The sequence below is a fragment of the Actinomycetospora endophytica genome (assembly GCF_021026375.1).
Lineage (GTDB): Bacteria > Actinomycetota > Actinomycetes > Mycobacteriales > Pseudonocardiaceae > Actinomycetospora > Actinomycetospora endophytica.
This window is the reverse complement of record NZ_JAJNDB010000001.1, coordinates 1882286-1907262: the sequence shown is the minus strand read 5'-3', so window position 1 is coordinate 1907262 and position 24977 is coordinate 1882286. Positions and strand designations below refer to the sequence as shown.

29 protein-coding genes, 1 tRNA gene and 1 pseudogene are annotated in these 24977 nt (G+C 72.5%); 8 read left to right on the top strand and 23 right to left on the bottom strand.

Going from position 1 to position 24977, the window contains the following annotated elements; translation table 11 throughout:
- Positions 1–71 precede the first annotated feature (71 nt).
- The 9 genes from LQ327_RS09390 to LQ327_RS09350 form a co-directional block, all read right to left on the bottom strand.
- The gene (locus LQ327_RS09390; protein ID WP_230731886.1) at positions 72–923 is read right to left on the bottom strand and encodes a hypothetical protein; all 852 of its coding nucleotides are present in this window, start codon (positions 921–923) and stop codon (positions 72–74) included.
- Entirely contained in the window at positions 920–1648 is a 729-nt protein-coding gene (locus tag LQ327_RS09385) for a hypothetical protein (protein ID WP_230731884.1), read from the bottom strand. Before LQ327_RS09385 ends, LQ327_RS09390 begins: the two co-directional genes overlap by 4 nt.
- The gene (locus tag LQ327_RS09380; protein WP_230731883.1) at positions 1645–3741 is read right to left on the bottom strand and encodes a type IV secretory system conjugative DNA transfer family protein; all 2097 of its coding nucleotides are present in this window, start codon (positions 3739–3741) and stop codon (positions 1645–1647) included. The genes LQ327_RS09385 and LQ327_RS09380 overlap by 4 nt, the downstream gene beginning before the upstream one ends.
- Entirely contained in the window at positions 3741–4259 is a 519-nt protein-coding gene (locus tag LQ327_RS09375; RefSeq protein ID WP_230731880.1) for a hypothetical protein, read from the bottom strand. The genes LQ327_RS09380 and LQ327_RS09375 overlap by 1 nt, the downstream gene beginning before the upstream one ends.
- Before the next feature lie 116 nt (positions 4260–4375).
- Positions 4376–4768: a WhiB family transcriptional regulator gene (locus LQ327_RS35210; protein WP_372460625.1), complete on the bottom strand. Its 393-nt coding sequence runs from the start codon at positions 4766–4768 to the stop codon at positions 4376–4378.
- Complete coding sequence (locus LQ327_RS09365; protein WP_230731879.1) at positions 4765–4950, bottom strand: eL20 family ribosomal protein; 186 nt, start codon at positions 4948–4950, stop codon at positions 4765–4767. The genes LQ327_RS35210 and LQ327_RS09365 overlap by 4 nt, the downstream gene beginning before the upstream one ends.
- Positions 4951–5109: 159 nt before the next feature.
- Positions 5110–6666 carry a sigma-70 family RNA polymerase sigma factor gene (locus LQ327_RS09360; RefSeq protein ID WP_230731878.1) on the bottom strand — a complete coding sequence of 519 codons (1557 nt, stop codon included), beginning with the start codon at positions 6664–6666 and terminating at the stop codon, positions 5110–5112.
- 59 nt (positions 6667–6725) lie between these two features.
- Positions 6726–6965 (bottom strand): hypothetical protein, encoded by a 240-nt coding sequence (locus tag LQ327_RS09355; RefSeq protein ID WP_230731876.1) that lies wholly within the window; start codon positions 6963–6965, stop codon positions 6726–6728.
- A complete protein-coding gene (locus LQ327_RS09350) occupies positions 6962–7210 on the bottom strand; it encodes a helix-turn-helix domain-containing protein (protein ID WP_230731874.1) in 249 nt (82 codons plus the stop codon). The genes LQ327_RS09355 and LQ327_RS09350 overlap by 4 nt, the downstream gene beginning before the upstream one ends.
- 153 nt (positions 7211–7363) lie before the next feature.
- Between LQ327_RS09350 and LQ327_RS09345 the strand changes: the two genes are divergently transcribed.
- A complete protein-coding gene (locus tag LQ327_RS09345; protein WP_230731872.1) occupies positions 7364–8107 on the top strand; it encodes an XRE family transcriptional regulator in 744 nt (247 codons plus the stop codon).
- 4 nt (positions 8108–8111) lie between these two features.
- Positions 8112–8585 carry an NUDIX hydrolase gene (locus LQ327_RS09340; protein WP_230731870.1) on the top strand — a complete coding sequence of 158 codons (474 nt, stop codon included), beginning with the start codon at positions 8112–8114 and terminating at the stop codon, positions 8583–8585.
- On the opposite strand, the gene LQ327_RS09335 is transcribed toward LQ327_RS09340, so the two are convergent.
- From LQ327_RS09335 to LQ327_RS09320, 4 genes are all read right to left on the bottom strand, one after another.
- A complete protein-coding gene (locus tag LQ327_RS09335; RefSeq protein WP_230731868.1) occupies positions 8576–9139 on the bottom strand; it encodes an HD domain-containing protein in 564 nt (187 codons plus the stop codon). The two genes, LQ327_RS09340 and LQ327_RS09335, sit on opposite strands and share 10 nt — an antisense overlap.
- A gap of 107 nt (positions 9140–9246) precedes the next feature.
- Positions 9247–9867: a site-specific integrase gene (locus tag LQ327_RS09330; protein ID WP_308286290.1), complete on the bottom strand. Its 621-nt coding sequence runs from the start codon at positions 9865–9867 to the stop codon at positions 9247–9249.
- Positions 9868–10134: 267 nt separating this feature from the next.
- Positions 10135–10605, bottom strand: a complete 471-nt coding sequence (locus tag LQ327_RS09325; RefSeq protein ID WP_230731858.1) for a hypothetical protein — start codon at positions 10603–10605, stop codon at positions 10135–10137.
- A 95-nt stretch (positions 10606–10700) separates the two neighbouring features.
- A tRNA-Thr gene (locus tag LQ327_RS09320) sits at positions 10701–10774 on the bottom strand.
- A gap of 87 nt (positions 10775–10861) precedes the next feature.
- On the opposite strand from LQ327_RS09320, the gene LQ327_RS09315 reads away from it, so the two are divergent.
- Together LQ327_RS09315 and LQ327_RS09310 are read left to right on the top strand one after the other, a co-directional pair.
- A complete protein-coding gene (locus LQ327_RS09315; protein ID WP_230731856.1) occupies positions 10862–11305 on the top strand; it encodes a thioredoxin family protein in 444 nt (147 codons plus the stop codon).
- A gap of 111 nt (positions 11306–11416) precedes the next feature.
- The gene (locus tag LQ327_RS09310) at positions 11417–11839 is read left to right on the top strand and encodes a DUF4395 domain-containing protein (RefSeq protein ID WP_230731854.1); all 423 of its coding nucleotides are present in this window, start codon (positions 11417–11419) and stop codon (positions 11837–11839) included.
- A gap of 77 nt (positions 11840–11916) precedes the next feature.
- Here the strand turns inward: LQ327_RS09310 and LQ327_RS09305 are convergent, their stop codons facing one another.
- Complete coding sequence (locus tag LQ327_RS09305) at positions 11917–12702, bottom strand: arylamine N-acetyltransferase family protein (protein WP_230731852.1); 786 nt, start codon at positions 12700–12702, stop codon at positions 11917–11919.
- A gap of 21 nt (positions 12703–12723) precedes the next feature.
- Between LQ327_RS09305 and LQ327_RS09300 the strand changes: the two are divergent.
- Together LQ327_RS09300 and LQ327_RS09295 are read left to right on the top strand one after the other, a co-directional pair.
- Positions 12724–13509: pseudogene (locus tag LQ327_RS09300) on the top strand (carbon-nitrogen hydrolase family protein); the annotation flags it as partial.
- Complete coding sequence (locus LQ327_RS09295) at positions 13507–14106, top strand: YbaK/EbsC family protein (RefSeq protein WP_308286289.1); 600 nt, start codon at positions 13507–13509, stop codon at positions 14104–14106. The pseudogene LQ327_RS09300 and the gene LQ327_RS09295, both read left to right, overlap by 3 nt.
- Positions 14107–14376: 270 nt before the next feature.
- On the opposite strand, the gene LQ327_RS09290 is transcribed toward LQ327_RS09295, so the two are convergent.
- From LQ327_RS09290 to LQ327_RS09265, 6 genes are all read right to left on the bottom strand, one after another.
- Complete coding sequence (locus LQ327_RS09290) at positions 14377–14961, bottom strand: DUF3558 domain-containing protein (RefSeq protein ID WP_230731851.1); 585 nt, start codon at positions 14959–14961, stop codon at positions 14377–14379.
- A complete protein-coding gene (locus LQ327_RS09285; RefSeq protein WP_230731850.1) occupies positions 14939–15406 on the bottom strand; it encodes a hypothetical protein in 468 nt (155 codons plus the stop codon). Before LQ327_RS09285 ends, LQ327_RS09290 begins: the two co-directional genes overlap by 23 nt.
- 51 nt (positions 15407–15457) lie before the next feature.
- A complete protein-coding gene (locus LQ327_RS09280) occupies positions 15458–15925 on the bottom strand; it encodes an ArsR/SmtB family transcription factor (protein ID WP_230731849.1) in 468 nt (155 codons plus the stop codon).
- A 24-nt stretch (positions 15926–15949) separates the two neighbouring features.
- On the bottom strand, positions 15950–17068 hold the full coding sequence (locus LQ327_RS09275; protein WP_230731845.1) for a serine hydrolase: 1119 nt from the start codon (positions 17066–17068) through the stop codon (positions 15950–15952).
- Between the two features lie 93 nt (positions 17069–17161).
- Positions 17162–18364 carry a DNA polymerase III subunit delta' gene (locus LQ327_RS09270; RefSeq protein ID WP_230731843.1) on the bottom strand — a complete coding sequence of 401 codons (1203 nt, stop codon included), beginning with the start codon at positions 18362–18364 and terminating at the stop codon, positions 17162–17164.
- Between the two features lie 36 nt (positions 18365–18400).
- Entirely contained in the window at positions 18401–18904 is a 504-nt protein-coding gene (locus LQ327_RS09265; protein ID WP_230731841.1) for a hypothetical protein, read from the bottom strand.
- A gap of 61 nt (positions 18905–18965) precedes the next feature.
- Here LQ327_RS09265 and LQ327_RS09260 point away from each other — a divergent pair, with 61 nt between their 5' ends.
- Together LQ327_RS09260 and LQ327_RS09255 are read left to right on the top strand one after the other, a co-directional pair.
- The gene (locus LQ327_RS09260; RefSeq protein WP_230731840.1) at positions 18966–19295 is read left to right on the top strand and encodes a TfoX/Sxy family protein; all 330 of its coding nucleotides are present in this window, start codon (positions 18966–18968) and stop codon (positions 19293–19295) included.
- 56 nt (positions 19296–19351) lie between these two features.
- Positions 19352–19537 carry a DUF4236 domain-containing protein gene (locus LQ327_RS09255; protein WP_230731839.1) on the top strand — a complete coding sequence of 62 codons (186 nt, stop codon included), beginning with the start codon at positions 19352–19354 and terminating at the stop codon, positions 19535–19537.
- Position 19538: 1 nt separating this feature from the next.
- On the opposite strand, the gene LQ327_RS09250 is transcribed toward LQ327_RS09255, so the two are convergent.
- The 3 genes from LQ327_RS09250 to LQ327_RS09240 all read right to left on the bottom strand — a co-directional run bounded on the left by LQ327_RS09250 (position 19539) and on the right by LQ327_RS09240 (position 24851).
- A complete protein-coding gene (locus LQ327_RS09250; RefSeq protein ID WP_230731837.1) occupies positions 19539–20288 on the bottom strand; it encodes a thermonuclease family protein in 750 nt (249 codons plus the stop codon).
- A 243-nt stretch (positions 20289–20531) separates the two neighbouring features.
- The gene (gene topA, locus LQ327_RS09245) at positions 20532–23378 is read right to left on the bottom strand and encodes a type I DNA topoisomerase (RefSeq protein WP_230733202.1); all 2847 of its coding nucleotides are present in this window, start codon (positions 23376–23378) and stop codon (positions 20532–20534) included.
- Between the two features lie 423 nt (positions 23379–23801).
- Positions 23802–24851, bottom strand: a complete 1050-nt coding sequence (locus tag LQ327_RS09240) for a hypothetical protein (protein WP_230731835.1) — start codon at positions 24849–24851, stop codon at positions 23802–23804.
- Positions 24852–24977 lie beyond the last annotated feature (126 nt).

The window sequence follows — 24977 nt, the reverse complement described above, 5'->3', positions numbered from 1 at the left end:
GTGCTGGCGGTGTGCTGTCTGGTGGTGGTGCTGGGTGGTGCTCGTGGTGGTGTCGGTGGCCTGATGAAGGCTCATGGCTGGGTCTCCGGGTGGGTGTTGGGCGGCTGCTCGCCGTCGGGGTTGGTGGTGTTGATCAGGTGCAGCGGCAGCGGCCGGTGGCGCAGCGCTTTGAGCGCGGCGGCGGCGGTGCCGCGGGAGACCGCGGCGGCGGTCTCGAGTTCGGTGACGGTGGGCCAGGCGCCCTGGCGCTGGGCGTGGTGGGTGGCGACCTCCGCGGCCCGGTCCCGGGCCGGGGACGGCGCTGAACGCGGCCCCGGCCGGACCGGCGGAACCGGCCCGGGAGCCTGGTCCGGATCGCCGGGCGGGCCGGGGTGAACGGGGTGTTCGGAGTCCTCGGGCTGAACGGAAGGGAGGCTGAACGGCTCGCTCTGAACCCCCGGCTGAACCTCTGACCGGCTCGCGAGTGAGCCGGTCGCGTTGAACACCTCGGCGTCGCGGCGTCTGTGCCCGATGTCGCCGTCGGGGCTCTCGGTGGCCAGCAGGTAGAGCAGGTGGGCGACCACGGCGGCGGCGATCGCGGGCCAGGCACCGATCCCGAAGCGCAGCGCGGGCGACACGTCGACGGTGGGTCCGCCGGCCAGATAGGCGGCCTGGGCGAGTCCGGAGAGGCCGGCGGCGATGGCGACGATGGTCCAGGCGTAGCGGGCCGGGGTGCCGTGGAGCCGGGCGGTGGCGGCGTAGGCGACCAGGGCGAGCCCGTCGGTGATCAGCGGGTAGAGCCAGGCGATCCCGGGCGGGACCCGCGAGGCGACCGCGACCTCGTAGAGCCCGTGCACCGTGGCCGCCGCGGCCCCGCAGGCCACCGCCAGCCCCGGCACCCAGATCACCACCCCCGCCCACGAACCGCCGCCGGGCCTGCTCACCGCGACCAGCCCGGGCCGCGACCGGGCGGCCCGGGCGGATAGCCGCCCGACCCGTCGGGCCACGGCGCCCGCGCGGCGGCGGGTCGGGGTGGGGGTTCGGGGGCGGGGTGGTCACGGTGCTCGCCCCACCAGGCTGCGATCGCGTCGAGGGTGTCGTCGTCGTGCAGCTTCGGAGCCTCCGCCCGCGCCGGTCCCCACCCCGGCCGGGCCGCGGCGTGCTGGTGGGTCTCCCGCGAGCACGCCGCAGCCGCGGCGCGCAGCCGGCGCACCACGCCGGGGCGTTGCCGGTCGTGCCAGTCCCCGGCGAGCTGAGCGCAGGCCTGTGTGCCCTGGTAGGCCTGGTGCCAGGCCGCAGCGAGCCAGAGCAGTTCCTCGACGACCTCGGGGTGCCAGGCCCAGCACTCCGGCAGCGCCTCCCGGGCGTCCGGGTAGCGCAGGAACACCAGCTCCAACCAGCCCCGCAGCTCGGCGAGCAGCTCCCGGGCCAGGTCAGGGTCGTCGGGGGCCTGCAGCCACGACCGGGCCGGAGCCGGCGCCGCCCGGGGTGGGGTGGCGGCCACGGTGTCGGCGAGCTGGGCCACGATCCGCGCCAGGTCATCGACCCGCTCCGAGACGGTGGCCAGCTCGCCGGGCAGCGACTCGGCCAGGCGCCGCAGCCCAGCGACCTCCCGGGCCAAGCCGGCGACCACGTCGGCGCGGGCGAAGCCGGGGTCCGGGCCGGTCACGCCGACCACCCCGAGGTGCCGTCCCCGCGTAGGTCGCCGTCCTCGGTGCCGGCGTCGCGGGTCTCGTCGTCGCGCGCCTCGTCGTCCGGCTCGGCTCGTCTAGTGACGTCTCGGGTTCGCCCGAGACGGCCGTAGACGCCGTAACGGTCTCCCTCCCGCGGTGGGGCGTCCCAGGGCTCGACGTCCCCCAGCTCCCCGGCCCGCGGTGTGGGCGGGGTCTGCCCGGGTCGGGATGCTTCCCACCGCGCCAGCTGCGCCCCGGGACTCGCCGGCGGGCTGGTGCGACTGACGTCGGCCGCGGCGGACGTCGAGGTGGCCGTTGAAGTGGGCGTTGCGGTGCCCGGCCGGACATGGCGCAGTAGCCCTCGGACGAGCGTGGTGACGCGTCCCCGCCACGGGACGTGGGCGCGGCCGCGGGCGGTGGTGTCGGTGCGGGCGGCGTGGTTGCGGGCGGTGTCGGCGCGGGCGGCGGCCCGGTCGTGGGCGCGGACGTCGCGGCGGCGCCACACCATGGCGACGCGGCCGATCACGGGGTCGAGGCCGCGGCGGTAGAGCACCGCCCGGCCCGGGGGCAGGTTCGCGATCCGCGCCGCGCCCAGCACCGGGACCCGGCGGGTGCTGCGCGAGGTGGTCTTGCCGCGGTTGTCGGTGGTGATGATCGGTTCGTCGCGCTCCCCGGCCAGCGTGGACCAGAAGGCCAGGTCGGGCTGGTCGCGGGTGCCGCCGAACACCATCACCGCGGCGGTGTTGTTCAAGATGGTGGCGGTCTTGTGCTCCCCGTAGCGGGCCAGCAACTGGGCGCGGGACTGGAACGCCGCGATGATCGTCACCCCGCGCCCACCCATGTCCGCCGTCCAGGACTCCAACGGCACCGGGGAGATCAACGCCGCCTCATCCAGGGCGAGGGTGAGGTTCGGATCCAGCCGCCCGCCCGGCAGTGACGGCGCGAGCCGGCGGGCCTCCCGGGCGATATGGCCCGTCAGCGCGGTCACCAGCGGCCCGGTGCCGGCCTCCTCGGCGCCGAGCAGGAACACCGTCGCTCGCGCCTCCAGCAGCGCGGCGACGTCGAAGTCCTGGCCGTGGGCGGCGGCGACCGCGTCGGGGTGATTGAGCCACCCCAACGCCGGCATGATCGAGTTGGTGATGCTGGTGCGGGTGCGGTCGTTGGTGGTCACGAACTGGTGCGCGGCCTTGTGGAAGGCCTGCACCGCCGAGCGGTGCAACAGGCTGGGGACCTCGCGGGCCGCGCGGTCGTTGTCGGCGACCCAATCCAGCACGTCGTGCATCGACCCGCCCCCCAGCGCCGCCGCATGCAGCAACGCCGCGAGCACCCGGCGGCCCTGGTCGTCCCAGCGCTGCGCATCCGCGCTGGTGGTGCGGATCCCGCCGTCGACCAGGTCACTGGCCCGTTCGGTCGCGGTGACCGGGTCGCTGCATCCGGTCAGCGGGTCGAACCCCAGCGTGGTCGCGATCCCACCCAGCCCGACCGCATTGAACACCTGCACCGGCCCGACCAGCGCGCGCAGCGGCGCGCAGACCTCGAGGAGATCGGTGCGGGTCGAGGTGACCACCACCATGCCCGGCGCGTCGAGGACCCGACCGGCCAGCCAGCCGGTCTTCCCGGTCCGCGGCCCCCCGAAGATCAGCACCACGTCCTCGATCGACGCCCACACCCGCAGCCAGCCGGCGCGGGCCAGCTCCACCGCGACCTCGCAGGCCGGCAGCCGGAGCCGGGCCCACCACGACAGCTCGCAGAGCGAGGGCCGGACCTTGATGGCCATTGCCCGCATCGCCATCGCCCCGCCCCGGCGGGTGATGTCCAGCCCGGAGGCGACCCCGGCCTTGCGCCGCGACCGCGCCGACCAGCGGGTGACCAGCAACGCCGAACCCGACCACCGCCACCGCGCGACCAGCAGCGCGACCAGCAGAGCCCCGCCGGCCGGCAGCGTCGGCCACGCCAGCAGGTTCACCAGCACCGCGGCCGGCAGCACCGCCGCGCACAGCAACATCAGCGTCAGACCCCACCGCTCGGCGTGCCAGGCCACCATGGCCGCGCCCAACAACCCCAGCGCGATCACCGTTTCCGCGATCATCAGCCCGTCCCCTTCTGGTGGCCGGTGGTGTCCTCGATCGGCGGGGCGAGCGCGGCGCCCCTTGCCGGGTCGTCCCCCGCCTCGTCGCTCGCGTCGCACGCGTCGTGGTCGTCGTCGTGGTCGGTGAGCTCGTCGCGATAGGCCGCCAGCGCGGCGCGGTGGCGCGGGCAACCGGAGGCGTGACCGCTCTCCCGGTCGTCGGGGTGGCAGGCGTAGGGACCGGTGTCGCGGACCCGGGCCCGGCAGGCGGTGCACACCCACACCGCCGACCCGGGCATCCCGCGGCGCCCGCCCGGTGCTGGCGGGCGGTGCTCGATCAGCCACTCCCACGCCAGCTCGCCCAGCTGCTGGCCGCATCGCTCGCTGTCATCGCTGGTGTCGGTGAGCTCGAGCGCATCGGCGATGTCATCCCAGGAGTGGCCGGCGCCGCGCGCGTGCAGCGCCTGCTCGCGGAGCTGGCCGGCGGCGACGTCGCGGGCCAGCCGCGCCGCCCGCACCCCCGCCAGCGGATCCGTCATCCCCGCCTCCGCCCCGGATGGGCAGGCTGCGCTGGCGCGCGTAATCGCGGCGCGGATCTCGTGGGCCAACAGATCCCGGGCCGCAATACGCTGCTGATGCGAGCGGTCGGAGGTGGTCATGCCGCTCCCCCGGCGGTCCAGCGGTGCACGGTGCGGGTGGAAACCCCCAGCCACATCGCGACCTGGGCGGCGCTGCAGCCGCCGGCCCGGGCCCGGCGGGCCAGCACCCGCGGACCGGGCCGCGCCACCGGCCGCCCCACGGCCCCGCGGCGGCGCACGGCGCGGCGCTCGTCCTCATCGAGCCCGCCGGCGACCCCGTGGGGCAGGTGGGCCAGGGCGAACCGCAGGCACGCCTCGCGGACCGGGCAGCCCGCACACACCCGCTTCGCCGCGGCCGCCTGCGCCGCGCGGGCGGGGCCGCTGTGGGCGGTCGGGAAGAACAGCTCCGGGTCGTGATCCCGGCACGCCGCGCGCGCCCGCCAGCCGGTGTTCACACCAAGGGTGCTCACCGCGCACCGTCCTCACCCGAGACCGGTCGCACCCGGTGCGGGGCCGGAAACAGTCCGGGCACGGCCTCCTCGGCCTCCCGCTCGTTGAGGGCCCGGACCTCGGCGGGCCGCGCCGGAACACCGGCTGCTCCTGCTGGTGGTGGGGTCTCCTGATCGGGGTGTGGGGTGTGGTCGTCGCTCATCTCGTCGTCTCCTCAAGGGCTGTCGTGAACCGGCCTTACAGCCGTGCGCCCACCCGGGCATGGCTCCACGCACGGCCAGGCAGGGTTGGAGGTGCACCGCCCGGCCCGAGCCCTCGTCGCCGGGGCCCCGGCGGCGGCGACCGGGCTCGCGGGGGTCGGCTAGGTGCCGGCGTCGGACGCCGCGGCCTGTCCCACCGCGGCGGTGTAGCTCTGGCCGTGGTCGTCGGTGTGCCAGCGCGCCAGCTGGTCGCGCCGCGCCCTCGGGCTCTCCGCCGCTGCCGAGTCGGCCGTCGCGGCCTCGTTAGTGCCGGCGACTCGGAGCGCGGCCGCCTCAACCGCCGTCCCGGCGACCGACACCGGGTCGGGCTCCGCCTCGGATGTTGGCCCACCCGCCTGGCTGTCCTCGCCGGAACGGCCGGCCGAGGTCGACCCCTTCTGGTCCGTGTTGTGCTCCGGCGGCTGGGCGTGGAGAGCGTCCGGGGGGTGCTGGCTGCCCAACTGGGCCACCAACGGGTGCTCGACCAGCGGCGAGCCAGCCTGGGCCCGGGCCGGCGCGGCCTCGTCTCGGTCGTCGCCGTGGTCGGTCGCGTGATCGCTGGTGTGAGCCTTGAGCTCGCGCAACACCCCGGCCGCAGTGGTCCGCCCGACCTGGGCGGCCTCGCTCACCGCCCGCCAATCCGGCCAGGACCCGTCCCGCTCCCGCAATTCCCGGGCGGCCCGCTCCGCCCGGTCGGACAACGGGCTCGGCCACCCCCGACCCCCGGCCGCGTCGCCGGCGCGGGTGTCGCGCTGCTGGCGGGCCAGGCCTCGCAGCACATGCCGCGCGGTCTGCTCGCTGGTCTCCGCGGCTCGGGCCAGCTCGACCGGTCGCGGACGCCGCCCGTGTTCCGCGGCGAACTGGGCCGCTGCGGCCACCGTCTGATTGCGCACCGGGGTGGTCACCTCATACCGGGCGCCGTCCTGCTCGCGCAGCGCCCGGACCACCCGCCCCGCCGTTCCGGCGCCGGCCCCGGTCAGCGCCACCAGCTCGGTGCGGCTGGGCAACCGGCCGTGTTCGGCCTCGAACCCCCGCGCCGCCCCCGCCGCCGCGTGCGCCACGGGGCCCTCCGGCAGCTGATCGGTCGCCGCCGCCCGCGCCACCCGGCGCCGCTCCAGCTTCTCCCCGGCTCCGTTACCAGGCTCGTTGGCGCGTTCGTCGGCGGCGGCCGGGCGCGCCGTGCGGGGGTCCTCGCTCTGGCGCATCTTCGCCACTGCGCGCCGTTGCGCCGACTTCACCCCGCTCGGCTTGAGCCCCAACTGCGCGGCCGCCTCGGCCTTGGTCAGCCCACCCAGCTTGGTCGCCGCGATGACCTCCCGCTCCCGATCGGACAACCGCCCCATCAGCTCGACCACCCGCTGCGCGGCCTCCGCGACCGCCTCGGTCCGCTCATAGCGGGCCTCCGGCTCCTCGCCGGCGTCCCCGGCCCACAGGTGCTCCGAGACATCCGAAGTGGGAGCTGCCCGCACCGACCGGCGATCGTCATAGGGCAGCCGGACCCGGGCCACCACCGCCGCGTAGCGACGGACCGCCTCCTCAGAGGCAAACTCCTGGCGGTGCTGGGCGCGCCACACCGCCTCCAGCACCGACTGCGCCGCGTCCTCCGACCCGTTCCCACGCAGCCGGTTCGCGCACATCGCCCGCACCATCGGTGCCACCGCCACCGTCCGGCGCGCCATCTCCGCCTCATCCACACCACCGGCTGGCGCCTGCGCCGCGCCGGTGGCGTCGTCGGCGCTCACCGCACCGGCCCATCACTGGTCGGGGTCGCCGTATGCGTCAGCACCGGGCTCGTCGCCCGATCAACCGCCGACATCAGGCCGCTGATCGCCCCCGGCACCCCCTGCCCCACCGGCGTCGCCACAAACAGCACCACCGCGATCAACGAGAACACCACCGCACCCGCAGCCGACCGCGTCTTCGCACAGATGAAGGCACCCAGAACAGCGAACAAGATAAGTAGACCTACGCCGCTCACGAGGACTCTCCGCCAATGCGGCCGAACGCATCGGGCGCGGCCCCCACGGGCTCCGCCGTCGCCTCCGCGACGAGACCCTCGATGACTGCCGCCGGAACGAGCAATCGACCGCGGATGCGAATCGCGCGTAGCTCACCAGAATTGATAGCCCGGTAGACTGTCATGCGCGACATTTTGAACATGGTGGCGACTTCAGCCACGTCGTAGAACGTTGGCGTTGCCGTCGTCCTCTCGTTGATCGTCACGGGATCCTCCGAAGCTCCTTCGTGCTCACCACGCAGCGGCGAGGCAACAGAAGGATGCAAAAGAAGCAGGGGACACCTTCACCATCAGGCGGGACAACTAGGGACGTCTTCGGTAGGATGAAGTCGTCCCTAGGGAAAGCGGGGAGGTCAGAGGTGGCCAACGAACGTCTCCGTGACGCCCTCATGAACGTTGGGCACTCCACGTCTACGGCCGCAGACCATGTTGGCGTCGACGCGAAGACGGTCGAGCGTTGGCTGACCCAAGATCGCGTGCCCTATCCGCGGCACCGTGGCGCCCTCGCTTTGCTGGTCGGGCGCAGCGAGTCGTACCTGTGGCCTGACGCCCTGCCTGCGCAGAGGCAGAGTAAGGCCGCGGCCTCAGAGATCGTGGAGACGTTCCCCCATCGCAGCGACGTGCCGTCGCAGCTCTGGGACAGCCTCTTGCAACGGTCGAGCTCGCGCATCGACGTGCTGGTGCACGCCGGTCAGTTTCTGCACGAACGGCCGAACTTCATCTCCACCCTGAAGGCCAAGGCAGAAGTCGGCGCCTGCGTGAGGATCGCCTTCGGGACGCCCGAAAGCGAGGCGACGGAGCGTCGCAGCTCGGAGGAGAATCTTGGCCAGGGAGTGTTGGGAGCTCGAATTCGTTACGGACTTGTGAGTTACCGGCCACTGCTAGGCACGCAAGGGATCGAGTTTCGCTTTCACGACACTACTCTGTATAATTCGATCTTCCGGTTCGACGACGAGATGATCGTCAACATGCACATTTATGGCGTGCCGGGCCCCCACGCGCCCGCGATGCATGTCCGCAAGCTCGCCGCTGGCGACGTGTTCGAAACCTATGAAAGGAGCTTCTTGGACGTCTGGGAGCAATCAGAGCCGGCGGCCTGGTGAACACGTGACGAGAACCGACCACTTCCACGATCCCAAGGCGCCACAACCGAATAGCATCGTCATCGCGGTCAGCACCTTCGTCCTCGATGAGGACGAGAGACTTCTCATGATCCGGCGCACCGACAACGACCTCTACGGGCTACCCGGGGGCCGACACGAGCTGGGCGAGACGATGACTGAGACGGCGATCCGAGAGACCAAGGAAGAGACTGGCATCGCTGTCGAGGTGACGAGCTTGGTCGGTATCTTCTCCAACCCGGACCACGTCTTGTCCTACGACGACGGCGAGGTGCGGCAGGAGTTCTCCATCTGCTTCCGGGCGCGGGCTGTCGGTGGGTCGGCGCGGACGAGCGACGAGTCCAGCGAGGTCATCTGGGTCCCGCGGGGGGAACTTGGTACCCGCGACATCCACCCGTCAATCCGCCTACGGATCGATCACGGCTTCAGAGGCGGCGAAGCGCCGCCGTACTACACCTGATCTGCGAGGCCGACCGACATCAGCCAGTCCCTGGACCGGTATACGGCGCTGCGCCGCTCTTTCATCCCGCCGTCTAGAGCGCGCGTCACGTAGTGGTCCGGGCCGTAGCGCTGCCGCACCTCGGTCATCCGGTCCTCGAAATCGAGGTCTGTGCCGTCCGGTCCGGTCGTCATGTCGCAATACCAGAGCAGGTCGCGAGTGAGCGTCCGCTCGTCCTGGAACTCGACCAGGTCGGTCGCCACACCAAACTCCACAGCCTCGGCCCGTGCGGACGAGTGGAAGGCGACAAGACTGGCTATGCGCTCCGAGACCGAGTGAGCGAGGAGGTATCGGGCTCCATCGAGCGGGTGGAAGCCGGTGACCATGGTGCTCGGCGCGTACCCAACGTCGTGCACCCAAGCCGTCGCCTCGAGGAGCCTGCCATCCTCTCCGAGCTCTCGGCCGATGACGCGAGCCTTCTGGGCCACAGCAACGACGTGGGACCAGCGGCGCGGGAGGGCCGCAGCAAGGAGACTCCGCGCCCACTCTTCGGCGTCCAACGGCGCGAGCAGCATCCCGTGAAGCCTAGGGGGTCGGCTCCGACCGGCCCGCGTAGCAGGTTGGGGAAGCTGTACACCAGGCCCGCCTAACACCGCCGGCCGGGGCTTTCGACGAAATTTCGTTAGTCGATCACCGGGGCGGAGCGTCCGTTCGGGCGGACCCGCCGCGCCGCCAGGGCAGCCGCCGCCCGCTGGTCAGCCTCTTGGACGAACGCCGTGTAGGTCCGGAGCGTGGTTGAACCACCGCCTGCGTGCCCAAGTCGGCCAGCCACCGTCCGGACGTCGACGCCCGCGGCGATGAGTTCGGTCGCCGAGTAGTGGCGAAGGCAGTGCAGGTGGGTCCTCAGTCCGAGTCGGGCTGCGAGGCGGCCGTATCGCTGAGTCACAGTGTCCGGTTTGGTTGGGGTCGAGCCGTCAGTCGACGGTGAGAACACATAACCGTCTCGTCGCACGGCCGTGCGGAGCATCGCGGCTCGTTCCTCGCAGCGCGCCCGGTGCTCGCGCAGGACTTGCACGATCTCGGAGTCCAGGGTCACCCGTCGGTCCTGGTGCGTCTTCGTGTCCTTCTCCCAGAGACTTCCTCCGATCTGTCCGGTGCTCCGCCGGAAGGTCACCACACCGCTCTCAAGGTCGAGCTGCTGCCACCGCAGGCCGCACACCTCGCCGCGGCGGGAACCCGTGGTCATGAGCAGCCAGATCATCGTTCCCCAGTCGAGATCGCTGCTCCACGCCTCGTTGAGGATCGCCGCCGCCTCCCAGGCGGTGGGCGGATCGGGGTTCGGACGCGGCCTTGCCGGCGGCTCGGTCTGGTCGATCGGGCTGACCGCGAGCCAACCCCACCGGACGGCTCGGGCGAACGCCCCGCTGAGGACGGCGTGGACGACGAGGATGCTGGCCGGGGCGAGTGGGCGGCACTCATGGGCTCGGCAGGCTCGGGCGCACCACTTACATGGCTCAGCTGCCCCGCCCGTGGTCTTCGTGCACCTCCGTCTGGAGTTGTTGTGCTCGTCTCAGACGTGGTCCCGTTCGGAGCGGTGCTGGACGAATGAACGACCACTGCAGTGGTCCCGGCAGCGCCGCATGGCCGCGTAGAGAGCGTCGACGGTGTCAGCCTTCACCCGGCCGACTGGTAGCCGACCTATAGCCGGGCGCACGTGCTTCTCGATCTTTCCGACGTAGCCCGCGCGGGTCTTGCGATCGATGTCGACAACCTCGAGCCATCGGTCCAAGAGGTCGTTGACCGTCGCCTCGGTGCGAGGGCTGCGCCGCTCATCGACCTGGTTGAGCAGCCGTGTTCGTACCTTCTCGGCCTCGCGCTCCGTCTCACGCTGAGTCGGACGGGCCGCAACCGTCTCTCGGAGCTGCATCGGCTTACCCGTCAGCTGGTCCGTGCCGCTGTACACGGTGACCCTTGCTGAGCCGCTGGGGAGGAAGCTGATGTTCCCTCGACGCCGGGTGGCGTGAGCCCTTGAGGAGGCCATGGAACGACGGTAGACCGTGTTCGTGCCACGACCCATTCCACGCCAGATAGCAACAGGGCCGGTTTGGAGTGTTCCAAACCGGCCCTGACCTGGGGAGCCGCCTGTCGGAATCGAACCGACGACCTACGCATTACGAGTGCGTTGCTCTGGCCGACTGAGCTAAGGCGGCAGTGCGGTCGAGTGTAGGCGAGCAGCCCAGGCCGCCGGGCGACCGGGTCCGGGAACATCGTCGGCGCCACCCCGGTTGACTCCCGACGTGTCCGTCGTGGGAATCATCGTCGTGCTCGCCGTCCTGGCCGTGGCCACCGCGGTCGGGCTCGTCGTGCGGGCGCGGGCCGGACGGGTGCGCGCCACGCGGCCCACCGAGAGCGTTGACGAGACGTCCGGCTGGGCGCTCGCCGGCCTCGCTCCGGACCCCGACGACCGCGTCCTGCTGCTGCAGCTCTCCTCTCCGGTGTGCGCGCCGTGCCGGCAGACCGCCGCCGCGCTGACCGAGCTCGCCGAGCAGGAGACCGGGCTGCGGCACGTCGAGATCGACGTCGCCGAGGACGCCGAGACCGCTCGCACGCTGCACGTCATGCGCACGCCGACGACGATCGCGTTCGCCCGCGACGGCCGTGAGCTGCTGCGGGTCTCGGGCGTGCCCCGTCGTCAGGAGCTCCTCGACGCGCTGGACACCGAGCTGGCCGCTCGTCGATGATTCCCGGCGTGCTGACACGGAGGCGGGCCGTCGACCACGGTCGCCTGTCCGCGGACCTCTGTCCGGGCTGCTGACCACCCCGTCGCGCCCAGCCCGAAGGAACCCCGAACCATGCAGCTCGACCCCCGTGGCGTCCGGTTCGCCGCCACGATCACGACCGTCGTCCTCGCGTTCGTCCTCATCACCGGCAGCGGATGGCTCGCGTTCGCCCAGGCGATCGTGTTCGCCCTCCCGGCGCTGTTCGGGATGCGCTTCTCGCCGTACGGCGCACTCTTCCGGACGGCGGTCGCGCCCCGGCTCGGGCCGCCTGCCGAGACCGAGGACGCCGCGCCCGTCCGGTTCTCGCAGACCGTGGGCCTGGTCTTCACCGTGGTTGCGGCGGCCGGCTACCTGAGCGGGTTGACCGCGGTGGGCATCGTCGCGACCGCGTTCGCCCTGCTCGCCGCGTTCCTCAACGCGGCCTTCGGCTTCTGCCTCGGCTGCGAGATGTACGGGTTCATCGCGCGGTTCCGGACGGCGGGGCGTACGGCCTGAGCGAGGATGCGGAGCTGCTGACGTTCAGTGTCTTAGCGGTGCGCATTGAGCACGCCGATAGGGCATCGCGGACACCGCTAGTCGTCGGGCGGGCTCGGGTGCAGCGGCACCGGGAGCCGGTCGAGCGTGATGCCGAACATGTCGCGGTAGGCCGCGAGAGCTTCGCCGGCGGACAGGTCGTCCTCGGTGCGGGTGCCGTCCGCCGCGGTCCGGATCCGCAGGGTGCCGCTGAGCGTGATGCGGCCCGCGGGTGAGAGCGGGAGCGAGCAGGTCGGGCCGTGGGTGAAGGGCGAGTCCGAGTGGGTGGCCGTCCAGAAGCAGGTCGGCTCGAAGTCACTCCGTGCGTACTCCCGGGTGTCCAGCCGGTACCCCTGATTGCCTCTGGGGTCACGGACCTCGACGTCGCCGTCCGGCTGCGGGACGACCTGGACCGACTCCCGTCCCAGCTCGAGCGCGGGCACCGCGAACCCGCCGAACCCGACGTCGACGAGCCGCGCGACTCCGTCGTCGCCGGTCACGCGCAACGCCTGGTGAGCCAGCGGCGCGGTGTCGGTCTCCGGGCCGTGCACCCGCGCGCCGAGGAACCCGACGTCGTACCCGAGCTCGGCCAGGAGCCACCCGAACAGCCCGTTGAGCTCGTAGCAGAAGCCGCCGCGGCCTCGTCGCACGATCTTGTCGAACAGCGGCCCCGGCCGGGTGTCGATCGATTCGCCGAGGTGGATCGACAGGTTCTCGAACGGGACGGCGTGGTAGTGGCGCGCGGTGAGCGTGGCCAGGTCGTCGTCGGCGGTCGCGCCGATCCGGGCCAGGTAGTCGGTGACCTTCGTCGGGCTGTGCTCCGGTCCGTCGCCGATGACGTCCATCGGACCGGTATACACGGCGGCATGCGCGTTGCCCTCGCCCAGATCCTGGCGTCCGACAATCCGGCCGCGAACCTCGAGCTGGTCGCCGACCACACCGCGCTCGCCGCGCAGCAGGGCGCCTCGGTCGTCGTGTTCCCCGAGGCGACGATGTGCCGGTTCGGGGTCTCGCTGAAGCCCGTCGCCGAGCCGCTGGACGGGCCGTGGGCGACCGAGGTCCGGGGGATCGCCGAGCAGCACGGCGTGCTCGTCGTCGCGGGGATGTTCACGCCGACCTCCGACGGGCGCGTGACGAACACGCTGCTCGCGACGGGTCGTGGGGTCGACACCTCCTACGACAAGATCCATCTCTACGACGCGTTCGGGTTCGCGGAGTCGGACACCGTCGCGCCCGGGACCGAGCCCGTCGTGATCGAGGTCGACGGCGAGACCCTCGGCCTCGCGGTCTGCTACGACATCCGCTTCCCCGAGCTCTTCCGCGCGCTGGCCGACCGCGGCGCCTCGGCGGTGCTGCTCCCCGCCTCGTGGGGCGCCGGTCCGGGGAAGGTCGAGCAGTGGGAGCTGCTCGTGCGCGCTCGCGCGATCGACTCGACGACGTACGTGCTCGCCTGCGACCAGGCCGACCCCCTCGCCCGCGGCATCGACCCGGGAAAGGCTCCGCGGGGCGTCGGGCACTCGCTGGTGGCGTCGCCGTTCGGGGTGGTCGAGGAGTCGCTGGAGGCGGAACCCGGGCTGCTGATCGTCGACGTCGACACCGCCTCGGTGGAGAAGACGCGGTCGGTGCTGCCGGTGCTGGCGAACCGCCGGATGGAGGGGTCGGCGGCGCTTGTCAGCGATGGTCCGTTGCTGACATCTGACGAGCGAACGGCGCCACTCACCCGCCGGGTCGGCCGCAAGTCGGTGGACGGCCACGCGACGATGCTCGGCGTGGCGAAGGTGCGGAGTGTCGATCGGGTCGCTGCGGCCCTGTCCGAACTCGGGATGGACGGGCGGGTGCGCGAGCTGCCGGAGTCGACGCGGACCGCGGCCGAGGCGGGCGCGGCACTCGGCTGCGAGGTCGGGCAGATCGTGAAGTCGCTCGTGTTCCGGGTGCCGTCGTCCGACGAGGCGGTGCTGGTGCTGGCGTCCGGATCGACGCGCGTGGATGTCGACCGGCTGGCGACGCTGCTCGGGTCTGCCGTGGAGCAGGGGTCGGGATCGTTCGTCCGGGAGCGGACGGGGTTCGCGATCGGTGGAGTGGCGCCGGTGGGTCTCACCTCGCCGGTGCGGACCTATGTCGAGCGGGGTGTGCTCGGGTGGTCCCGCGTGTGGGCCGCGGCGGGCTCGCCCCGGACGGTGTTCGACGCGACACCGGATGAGCTCCTGGCGGCGACGGGTGCCACGGTGGTGGACGTCGCCGAGGGGTGAGGGTGCCGGTCCGACGAGGCGGTCGAGAACCGTGGCCGGCGATCACACGGCGGCAGCCGTTCCGGGCGGCGTGGCTCGGTGCCGTGGAATCGCACCCGTGGACGGGACTCCTGCGGGGACCAACTGGTGCGGCGCGACCGAGTCACGGTGACTCGGTTGGTCCAGAAGAAATTGTGGCGGCGGAGCAGGGCCCGGCGTCTGGTGGTGCGACGCTCCGCTCCTCGGTAGAGCTCGCGCGCAACCGAGTCATCGTGACTCGGTTGCGGCATATCACTTCTGTGGCGGGAGCTTCCGGATCACCAGCGCGATCGCGTCCTCGGCCCGCTGGCAGGGATCGACCCCAGGCGAGGCCGGCGCGAGTCCGGTCCAGTCCGCCTGGAGAGCCCGGCGCTGGCCGAGGCCGGTGGTCACCGTGCACGCGTTGTACTTGTCGTTCGTCTTCTGACGCACCGATGGGTATCCACCGACCTTCGTCGGAACGAACACCGGCAGGTGGGGACTCCGATAGGTATCGACCAGCGAATCGCGGTTGTTGTCGACCCCCAGCGAGAGGACGTCTCCGGCTCGCGAGCTCCAGGAGCACTCGCTGTCCCCGAGGTAGCTCCGCGGACGGCCCTCGTCATGAATGTCGAACTGTCGTAGTTCAGGCACCGTCAACGTGGCTCCGCAGGGATCGCTGAAGATTCGCGAGACGTCGAGGGGCCGTTCGACCGCGGGCGCGCCGTAGCGCGGAGTGGTCTCGTCGGCCGGTTGCCCCGGACGCGATGGGGCCCGTTGCGGGGCGGCACACGCAGTGACCACAGCCGCCGCCATGACGAGGACGACCAGCGCTTTACGCGCGGTCGAACTGCGCACCGTTGCCCTGCTCCGTCGCAGAGTACGAACCGAGCTCGGCCGAGATGGCCCCGATCAGGTGCGCCAGCCGCTCGATGCCTCCGTCGAGAGCTTCCACGAGAGAACCCGGACCACCGACGGCGACCGCCCCGAGAACGGCCGCCGCGTCGCGACTGACCTGGTCGTTCGACGACGGATCCACCTGCCCGAGACGGAGTGCGTCCCTGCGGAGCACGATCAGTTCCTGGCGGGCGTTCTCCAGATCTTGCAGGACCTCCGGCGCTCGGTCGAGATCGACCGAGAACGCTCCTCCTCCGGTCGGCGCGGGCACGACCTGGCGGGGCACGACCTGCCCGTCGGTCAGCACCGCCGGGTCCGCCGCTCCGACCGGTCGCTCGGCCAGGGACGGCGGCGGACCGGTCGGCGGCTGCGTGTAGAGCCCCGGCGGCGGGACGGGAGTGCTCACCCCGAGCACGCTAACCACCCGAGCCGACCTTCAGGGGCCGAACGGCACAACTCACCGCAGCAGGCCGGCCACGTCCCCAGCAGCGAGGATCATCGTGAGCACCGGGACCACGCCCGTCGTCGGGACCCGGAAGGAGCGCCCGTCCTGCTCGACGACGCGCGCGGAGGTCAGCGCCCGCAGGTGGTGGTACACCTGCCCGGTCGAGGAGAGCTCGGCCGCTTCCTGCAGCTGCGCGGCGCTCGCCGGGCCGGCGAGCAACCGCCGGACGAGCGCGAGGCGCACCGGGTGCCCCAGCGCGGCGAGGACCTCGGCGGTCGGTGGCGCGGGGAGGTCGAGCACAGCGGTCGGCGAGTAGCGGATCGTCCACGACACCTGGCCGTGCAGCCTCACGTCGCCCTCGTAGCCGACCGCCCCCGACCCGTCGACGGCGTCGACCGCCTCACCCGGCGAGCGCGCCGGCGCCCCTTCCAGGGCTGCGATCCGGGCCTCGAGGTCGGCCAGGCGGTCGTCGGACGTCACCGTGGCATCGTCCCAACCTCGCCCTCAGGCGACACAGAGCAGGCGGTCGAAACCCGCGGGGGAACGGAGCGCGTCGAGGGCCATCGTCTGCTGGCCGCGGGCCTGGGTGCCGGTGAGCGGCAGCAGTGGCAGATCACGACCGAGAACGACCGCGTAGCCCAACGACCCGTCGTCGCGCCGGACGAACGACCCGAACGTCACGACGTCCACGAAGCTCCCGGCCTTGAACCCGATCGTGCCCAGCCCCGGGGTCGGGCCCTGGTAGGTGAGCTGCCGCCGCACGATGTCGGCGCCGGGCACCGTCCCGGTCGCGATCGCACGGTGGAGCCTGAGGAGCTGGACGGGCGTGCCGGCGGCGGTGGTGTCGGTCCACCGCTGCTGATCGGCGAGGAACCGTTCCGGGTCCTGCTCGGCCGCGGCCGCGTACCGACGCTGGACCTCGACGCGGAACGCCGGGTCGTCGGCGACCTGCCGACCGAGCTGCGCGTCGATCGTCGCGATCTGGGCCCGACCCGCCCCGGCCGACGCGCGGTCAGGGAGGGCGAAGCGGGCGGTCGCCCCGACGAAGGACGGCAGGTCGACGTCCGCCCACCCCGCCGACGCGGCCGCCTCCCGCAGGGCTTCGTCGCCGAGCCGGCCACGCAGCCAGTCGGCCGCCGCGTTGTCGCTCTCCCGGATCATCGCCGAGACCACCTGGTCGGCCGTGTCGGTGGGGCCGTTCCCGAGCCGGGCCAGTGCCTCCGGGTGCACGCCGCCGTCGGTCCCCGGCACGTACCAGCGCTCCCAGTCGGCGCGTGCCACCGGCTCGTCGGGCCGGATCCGGCCATCCGTCACCGCCCGGGCGTACGCCGCCAGGTGCACCACCTTGACCGCCGAGGCCAGCGGGAACGGCGTCGTCGCCTCGTGCGAGACCACCCGACCCCGCCCGTCGTCGACGACCAGCCCGACCGTCCCGGGCGCCGACGCGATCCGGTTCAGCCAGCCCGGCGCGGTCGTCAGATCGGTCGATGTCGGCGGTGTGCACGTCGCGGGTCGGGGCGGGTTCGCGGGCAGCCCGAGCGGGTCCGGCGAGGCCGGCGCCGCGCATCCGGAGAGCACGAGCAGCAGCAGCACCGTTGCTACGGAAATCCGGAATTCCGGCATGGCGGCGAACGTAGCAGCTACGAAGCGGACATTCGAGAGATTTCGACGACGGCGTCCACCGCCGGAACGGGGTGGGTCGAGACGAGGCGAGCGCTACCCGGCCCGCAGCGCCGTCACCATCGCCTCGACGGCGATCTGCGGCTTGACGTTGGTCTCGAGGGCCTCCCGGCAGGCGAGGATCGCCTCCAGGCGGCGCAGCGCGGACTCGCGGGAGTCGTCCCGGGCCGCGGACTCCACCTCGCGGGCCCGGTCCGGGTGGGTCGCGGTCACCTCGGCGCCGAACCCGCGGACGAGCACGTCGCGGTAGTAGCCGGCGAGATCGACCAGGGCGCGGTCGAGCGCGTCGCGGCGCGTGCGGGTGGCGCGCAACCTCTGCTGCTTCTCGAGGTCCTTCTCCGCCGCCTTGGCCGCGCGCTGGGCCTGCGCGACGCCCTTCCCCGAGCCGCCGGCCCCCATCGAGACGGCCAGCTCCTCCCGCTCGGCCTCGTCGCGCTCGCCGGTGAGCGCGGTGACCTCGGCCTCGGCGGCGCCCACGAGCCCGTCGGCGGCGGCGAACACCTCGGCGGCGCTGCGCAGCGAGCGGGGCACGGCGAGGACGGCCTCCCGACGGTTCCGGGCGTCGTCGTCGCGAGCCAACCGCCGGGCCCGACCGATGTGCCCGCCGCACACACTGGCGGCCCAGCTCGCGGTCTCGGCGTCGATCCCGTCCCGCTCCGCCAGGACCTCGGCGATCGCCGACATGACGGGGGTGCGCAGGCGCAGCGGGCGGCAGCGGGAACGGATGGTGACGCTGACGTCGTCCGGGTGCTCGCTGGGCGCGCAGAGCAGGAACACGGTGCGCTCGTTCGGCTCCTCGACTGCCTTGAGGACGGCGTTGGAGGCCTGCTCGGTCATCCGGTCGGCGTCCTCGATCAGGATGATCTGCCAGCGCGCCGTGGTGGGCATGCGAGCGGCGCGCTCGATCATGCCGCGCATCTCCTTCACGCCCAGCGAGAGTCCCTCGGTGGCGACCTCGTGGACGTCGGCGTGCGTCCCGGCGGCCACCGTGCGGCACACCTGGCACGCGTCGCACCCCTGGCGCGGGCACTGCAGCGCCGCGGCGAAGGCCCGCGCGGCCACCGAACGCCCCGAGCCCGGCGGACCGGTGAAGAGCCAGGCGTGGGTCATCGCGCCGCCGCGGGCGCCCTCCTCACCCTCGCCGTCACTCGAGAAGCGGACGTGCGCGGCGTGCTCGGCAGCGGCCCGCAGCTCGGCGACGGCCTCGGGCTGGCCGACGACCTGGGACCACACGCTCATGACCCGATGATGCCCCAGGGGTCCGACAGCCCTCCCTCAGAGGTGCAGGGCCAGGGCCGCGACGGCGATGAGGACCGCGATCAGCACCAGCAGCGGCGCGCCCAGGCGCACGCCGCCGAGGAAGCCGCCCGACCGGCCCGCCGTCGGAGCGGCCGCGCGCCCCGGACGCCACTCCCCGAACTCGGCGCGGAACTCGGCCTCCTCGCGCCGCTCCCGTCGCCACGCCGGCTCGTCCTCCGGGGGCCCGCCGGACACCGCGGTGGTCTCGTCGCTGGTCTCCGGCGGCAGGGTGCGACGACGACGCGGCGGGGGCAGCGGGCGCGGCGTCGGCACGTCGCGGACCTCGGGCGCCCAGAGCGCCAGACCGCGCTCGCGGTCCTCGTCCATCCAGCGGGCCACCCCGTCGGCGTCGGCGAGGGGCGGCAGCCGCAGGTCGGACGGACGGGTCGTGCCGGCGGCGGGATCGGCCGTGGGCGGCGGGGGTGCAGTCCCGTCCGTCCCGGCGAGCGGGTCGGAGTGGCGCGGACCGGAAGCCTCCATCCCCCGACCATCACACGATCGGGCGTCCCGGGCCAGCATCCGGTCGCGGAAGGCTGACCAGGTGGATCCCGAGGAGTGTTTCGCCGGCGTCGTCGCCGCGCTGCGCGACCGGCCGGGGGTGGCGCCATCCGACCCCACCCGGCGGGCGTTCGGGGCGGACGCCCTCACCGTCCACGGCTCGATCTTCGCGATGCTGCGCGACGCGGCCCTCGTCGTGAAGCTCCCGGCGCCGCGGGTCAGCGCGCTGATCGCGGCCGGGGACGGCGCCCCGTTCGGCGCTGGGCGGGGACGCCCGATGAAGGAGTGGGTCGCCGTCCCGGCCGTCGACCCCGAGCGGTGGCTGGCCCTCGCCGAGGAGGCGTGGGCGTTCGTCGGCCCCCGTCAGGAGTGAGGTCGACGATCACGGGGAACGCCCTTTCGAACGATCATCCGATTCGGGAGGACCCCGTGGGCCTGAACTACCGCAAGCACCGTCGCATGGGACCGCTGCCGATCTGGCGGAACGTGTCCCGGTCGGAGTCGGGCGGCAAGACGGTGTCCTACAGCTTCAAGCTGGGTCCGTTCACCTGGAACAGCCGGACCAAGAAGAAGACCGTCGATCTCCCGGGCGGGTACTCCTACACCTCCGAGTGACTCACTCGCAGGCGATCCCGTCACCGTCCCGGTCGAGCTTGGCGCTGTACCCGGGCTCCCCGCGGTGCAGCGGGGCGACGCCGGCCGCCCGGGCCGCGGTGCAGTTGGCGTAGTAGGCCGAGCTCGCCGGGGCGGCCGGGGCAACCGCGGCAGCCGGACGGGGCTGCGGCTTCGGGGTCCCGACGGCGGGCGCGGGTCGCGGGGCCGAGGTGGTGCTGCTCACCGGGTCCCCGCACGTCCGACCGTTCGCGTCGAGCGCCTGCAGTCGCGCCTGGACGGCGGCCGAGGCGTCGTCGTGCCCCTTGGTGTAGATCGCGGTGTGGTCGCCGCGGACCATCATCTCCGCGAAGTCGCCGCCGGAGTAGGAGACGTAGCGCAGCTCCCGGCCGTAGCGGTCGAGGTCGACCCCCGGCTGGGCGGTCAGCCGGACCGGCTGGCCGAGGATCGCGGCCTGCGCGGCCTGCGTCGCGCGGGTGCCGCCGGGGGTGTTCGACTCGCAGGAGTCGATGCCCAGCACGCGGATCTTCACGTTCCCGGTGACCACGAAGGTGTCGCCGTCGATCACCCGGGTCACCATGGTCGTCGTCCCGGCCGGCGCGGCGGCCGCGGTGTCCTGGGTGGCGGTCCCCGCCGCCGGCGAGACGGCCGGCGCTGTCGTCGCGGAGGACGTCGAGGACAGCGACCGGGGCGTCTCGGTCGGCGCACACCCACCGAGGAGCAGGGCCCCGACGACGGCCGTCACGGCCAGCATGACGGGACGGGCAGCGTGCGAGCGCACGATCATCGACAGGTTCCCCCGGACTGGTCCGGGAGCTCCATCGCGCCCCGGGCATCCGGCCTATCGCGCTGGTCGAGACGGACGTTAGCGCCCACGAGACACGAACGAGGGGCACATCAGGCAGATCCGGAGACTCCCGGAGATGTCTGACGTGCCCCTCGTCGTGCGGTGATTCTGTGCGACGTCAGGTGCGTGCGACGTCGGGTGCGTGCGACGTCAGGTGGTCGGCGACTTCCGCGTCGTCGGCTTCTTCGCCGGCGCCTTCTTCGTCGTCGTGCCCGACTTCGACGCGGTCGACTTCGAGGCTGTGGACTTAGACGCGGTCGACTTCGACGCGGTGGACTTCGACGCCGTCGACTTGGAAGCGGTCGACTTGGAGGACGACGACTTCGACGTCGTCTTCTTCGGCGCCGGACCCTTCGCCCGCTTCTCGGCGAGCAGCTCGGCGGCCCGCTCGTCGGTCAGCGTGTCGACGTCGTCGCCCTTGCGCAGCGACGCGTTGTAGCCGGTGCCGTCGGTGACGTACGGCCCGAAGCGGCCGTCCTTGACGACCATCGGCTCGCCGGAGACCGGGTCCTTGCCGAGCTCCTTGAGCGGCGGCTTCGCGGCGGCCCGCCCGCGCTGCTTCGGCTGCGCGAAGATCTTCTGGGCCTCCTCGAGGGTGACCGTGAAGAGCGCCTCCTCGCTGTCGAGCGAGCGGGAGTCCTTGTCCTTCTTGATGTACGGCCCGTACCGGCCGTTCTGGGCTGTGATCTCCACGCCCGACTCCGGGTCGGTGCCGACCACCCGTGGCAGCGAGAGCAGCTTGAGCGCGTCCTCGAGCGTCATCTCGGCGAGCGTCATCGACTTGAAGAGCGAACCGGTGCGGGGCTTCTCCTTCGCCCCCTCCGGCAGCACCTCGGTCACGTACGGCCCGAAGCGGCCCTCCTTGGCGAGGATCTCGTGTCCCGACTCCGGGTCGGTGCCCAGCGAGCGCCCCTCCTGCGGCGTCGAGAACAGCTGCTCGGCGAGCGCGAGGTCGAGCTCGTCGGGCGGGAGGTCGTCGGGCAGGTTCGCCCGCTGCGACTTCTCCTCACCATCGTCGCCGGTGATCATCCGCTCCAGGTACGGCCCGTAGCGGCCGACCCGCACCACGACATCGCGGCCCTCGTCGTCGGCGAACATCCGCAACGAGTTGACCTCGCGGGCGTCGATGCCCTCGAGGTTGTCCCCGACGAGCTTCTTCAGCCCGCCCAGGTGCGTCATCGACGCCTCGACACCGCTGCCGCTGGGCGCGTTGCCGTTCTCGCCGTTCTGGCCGCCGAAGTAGAAGTGCGACAGCCAGGTCTGGCGCTGCGCGTTGCCCGCGGCGATCGAGTCGAGCTCGTCCTCGAGCGTGGCCGTGAAGTCGTAGTCGACGAGCCGCTCGAAGTGCTTCTCCATCAGCCCGACGACGGAGAACGCGATCCAGCTGGGGACGAGCGCGGCGCCCTTCTTCCAGACGTAGCCGCGTTCCTGGATGGTGTTGATGATCGAGGCGTAGGTCGACGGCCGGCCGATGCCCCGCTCCTCCAGGGTCTTCACCAGGCTCGCCTCGGTGTAGCGCGCCGGTGGGCTCGTGGCGTGCCCGGACGGCTCCAGCTCGTCGGCGGAGAGCCCGTCGCCCTCGGCCAGCCGGGGCAGGCGGCTCTCGGCGTCGTCGGCCTGACCGCCCTCGAGCTCGTCGACCGTCTCGACGTACGCCCGCAGGAAGCCGGGGAAGGTGATGGTGCGGCCGGACGCGGAGAAGGTGCACTCCTCGCCGGTCGATGCGGGCGCCGTGATCCGCACGGTCATCGTCGTGCCGCGGGCGTCGCGCATCTGGCTGGCGATCGTGCGCTGCCAGATGAGCTCGTAGAGGCGGAACTCGTCGCCGCCGAGCTCATTCGCGACCTGACCCGGCGTCCGGAAGGAGTCCCCGGCGGGCCGGATGGCCTCGTGGGCCTCCTGGGCGTTCTTCACCTTGCGCGTGTACTGGCGGGGGGACTCGGCGACGTTCTCGGCGCCGTAGAGGTCCCGCGCCTGGTTGCGCGCGGCGTTGATCGCGGTCTCCGACAGCGTGGTGGAGTCCGTACGCATGTAGGTGATGTAGCCGTTCTCGTACAGCCGCTGCGCGGTGCGCATCGTCCGCTCGGACGAGAACCGCAGCTTGCGGCCGCCCTCCTGCTGGAGGGTGGAGGTCATGAACGGCGGATAGGGCTTACGGGTGTACGGCTTCTCCTCGACGGAGCTGACCGTGTACTCGCTCGAGCCCAGCGCCTCGGCCAGCCGGCGCGCGTCGGCCTCGTCCAGCCGCCGGACCTCGCCCGACTTCAGCTGGCCCAGCGAGTCGAAGTCGCGACCGGTGGCCACCCGGGACCCGTCGACCGCCGTCAGGGAGGCCTTGAAGGTCGGGGTGTTGCCCTGGGCCTGCTCCTTGTCGGTGCGCAGGACCGCGTCGATGCCCCAGTAGGAGGCCGAGACGAAGGCCATCCGCTCGCGCTCGCGCTCGACGATCACGCGCGTCGCCACCGACTGCACGCGGCCCGCCGAGAGCTTCGGCATGACCTTCTTCCACAGCACGGGGCTGACCTCGTAGCCGTAGAGCCGGTCGAGGATGCGGCGGGTCTCCTGCGCGTCGACGAGGTCCTTGTCGAGGTCGCGCGGGTTCGCGGCGGCGGCCTGGATGGCCGACTCGGTGATCTCGTGGAACACCATGCGCCGGACCGGGACCTTCGGCTTCAGCGTCTCGAGCAGGTGCCAGGCGATGGCCTCGCCCTCGCGGTCACCATCAGTCGCGAGGTAGAGCTCGTCGACCTCCTTGAGGGCGTCCTTGAGCTCGGTGACCGTGGACTTCTTGTCCGGCGTGACGATGTAGAGCGGCTCGAAGGAGTTGTCGACATCGACCCCGAGCCGCGCCCAGCTCTCGCCCTTGTACTTGGCGGGCACGTCCGCGGCGCCCCGCGGCAGGTCACGGATGTGGCCGCGGCTGGACTCGACGATGTAGCTCGAGCCCAGGTAGTCCGCGATCTTCCGGGCCTTCGCGGGCGACTCGACGATCACCAGACGACGGTTGCCGTCACCGGCCGCCGTCGTCGTGCCCCCACCGTTCTTGCGGCCGCCCCCGGAGCTCTTCGCCCCGGTGGACCTGCGCGTGCCCGACGTCCGACCACGCGACGCCGGAGCGGTCTGCTCCGTCGCCGTCTCGTCCACCGTCGCGGTGCCCGCGGACGCCGTCGTGGTTGCGCTCCGTGTCGTCGTCGACCCCGTGGAACCGGCCGCTGCCTTTCCCGCTGCCACCAGTCATGCCTCGTCTCGTCGCTTCGCGGAGCCCGGTCGTCCGGTGCCCCACTCGCCGCCAGTGTGCCTCACCGCGGCGTTCGTGCCATCGAGAACGTGTCATGCCCCGCTGTCGTTCCCGTGTCCACCCTGTGTCGACCGTCCGATCGGTGCAGGTCACAGCCTCACCACGGCACCGTCCGGTGGAGCTCACTCCGGCCAGACACCCTCCACGAGGGACCGTGGCCGGTCTCCGACGAGCTCAGCCAGACGGCGCTGTCGGCGCTGCCCGACGATCTCGACCACGGGATCGTCCTCGTCCCCGGCCAGGGTGGCGCCGAGGCCCGCACGCTGACACGCCGTGAGCAGGGGCTCGTGCGTCGCCCGTGCGTGCGGGTCGAGACCGAGAGTGTAAGCACGGCCACGCCGCCGTCCGGCGGCCAGGACCCACAGCCGTAACCGGGGGCCGTCGAGCTCGAGGTCCCGCGGCACGGTCGTCGCGCCGTCCTCGCCCCGCCATGCGGTGGCCAGCCCGACGAGATCGGCCCGGTACGCGCTGCGCACGACGGGCCGCCCGTCGGGCAGCCGTTCCACGTCGGCGGGGACTCCTCGTCCTCGGAGGGCGCAACACAGGGCGTGCGCACGCCATTCCACGACGGGGTCGGGGGTCACGACGCCGGGTGTGGGCGCGTCGGGTGGTCCGTCCTCGTTCTGAGCGTCGTCGTTCTGAGCGTCGTCGTTCTGAGCGAGGGGGCCCTTCGGTCGATCTATCCGCACGAAGGAGCCCCTCGCTCCGTCGGAGGGGGCGTCGTCGGGCGGGGCGCCGTCGGGCGGGCGGGGGTCCTCGTCGCGGGTCGGGAACTCGTCGGCGGGGATCTCGTCGACTCCCTCGTCCCACTCGCGCCCGTGATCACCGGTCCCGGGTGGGTCTCCGGCGGGTTCCTGGACAGCCACGGAGGCCTGCTGATCATCGGGACGCCACGGTTCCGCCGCGAGCCCGCCGGCAGCCACCAGGTCCTGCTGATCACGGATCGGCTCGTCCGGGACCGGCACCGGGGCCTCGTCGTCGGGGACCTCGTCGTCGGGAACCTCGTCGTCGGGAACCTCGATGAGCAGCGGCGGTGCGCCGAGGACGATGGCGAGCCGGGCGGCCGTCCCGCGCCCGAACAGCGTCATGACCCCGCCCGCGCAGAGCACGCCCTCGAGGTCGGTGATCGCGCGCGGCAGGGCGTCCGCCGAGTAGAACGACATCTGCCCCACGCGACCGCACTGTAGAACATGCGTTCGAACGCGTGTAGGAGGCCGACCCGCGCGGCGCCCGCCCGAGCGACGATGTGGAGTTGCTGACGTCCAGTGTCAGCGATGGCCCATCGCTGACACTCCGAC

Excerpts from the sequence above, each read along its gene's own strand:
- LQ327_RS09335 (WP_230731868.1), bottom strand. The coding sequence starts at position 9,139 with ATGCTGCTCGCGCCGTTGGACGCCGAAGAGTGGGCGCGGAGTCTCCTT.
- LQ327_RS09295 (WP_308286289.1), top strand. The coding sequence starts at position 13,507 with ATGGAGGGGTCGGCGGCGCTTGTCAGCGATGGTCCGTTGCTGACATCT.
- LQ327_RS09250 (WP_230731837.1), bottom strand. The coding sequence starts at position 20,288 with ATGCTGGCCGTGACGGCCGTCGTCGGGGCCCTGCTCCTCGGTGGGTGT.
- LQ327_RS09365 (WP_230731879.1), bottom strand. The coding sequence starts at position 4,950 with ATGAGCGACGACCACACCCCACACCCCGATCAGGAGACCCCACCACCA.
- LQ327_RS09270 (WP_230731843.1), bottom strand. The coding sequence starts at position 18,364 with ATGAGCGTGTGGTCCCAGGTCGTCGGCCAGCCCGAGGCCGTCGCCGAG.
- LQ327_RS09305 (WP_230731852.1), bottom strand. The coding sequence starts at position 12,702 with ATGGACGTCATCGGCGACGGACCGGAGCACAGCCCGACGAAGGTCACC.
- LQ327_RS09325 (WP_230731858.1), bottom strand. The coding sequence starts at position 10,605 with ATGGCCTCCTCAAGGGCTCACGCCACCCGGCGTCGAGGGAACATCAGC.
- LQ327_RS09310 (WP_230731854.1), top strand. The coding sequence starts at position 11,417 with ATGCAGCTCGACCCCCGTGGCGTCCGGTTCGCCGCCACGATCACGACC.
- LQ327_RS09265 (WP_230731841.1), bottom strand. The coding sequence starts at position 18,904 with ATGGAGGCTTCCGGTCCGCGCCACTCCGACCCGCTCGCCGGGACGGAC.
- LQ327_RS09375 (WP_230731880.1), bottom strand. The coding sequence starts at position 4,259 with ATGACGGATCCGCTGGCGGGGGTGCGGGCGGCGCGGCTGGCCCGCGAC.
- LQ327_RS09275 (WP_230731845.1), bottom strand. The coding sequence starts at position 17,068 with ATGCCGGAATTCCGGATTTCCGTAGCAACGGTGCTGCTGCTGCTCGTG.
- LQ327_RS09360 (WP_230731878.1), bottom strand. The coding sequence starts at position 6,666 with ATGGCGCGCCGGACGGTGGCGGTGGCACCGATGGTGCGGGCGATGTGC.
- LQ327_RS09380 (WP_230731883.1), bottom strand. The coding sequence starts at position 3,741 with ATGATCGCGGAAACGGTGATCGCGCTGGGGTTGTTGGGCGCGGCCATG.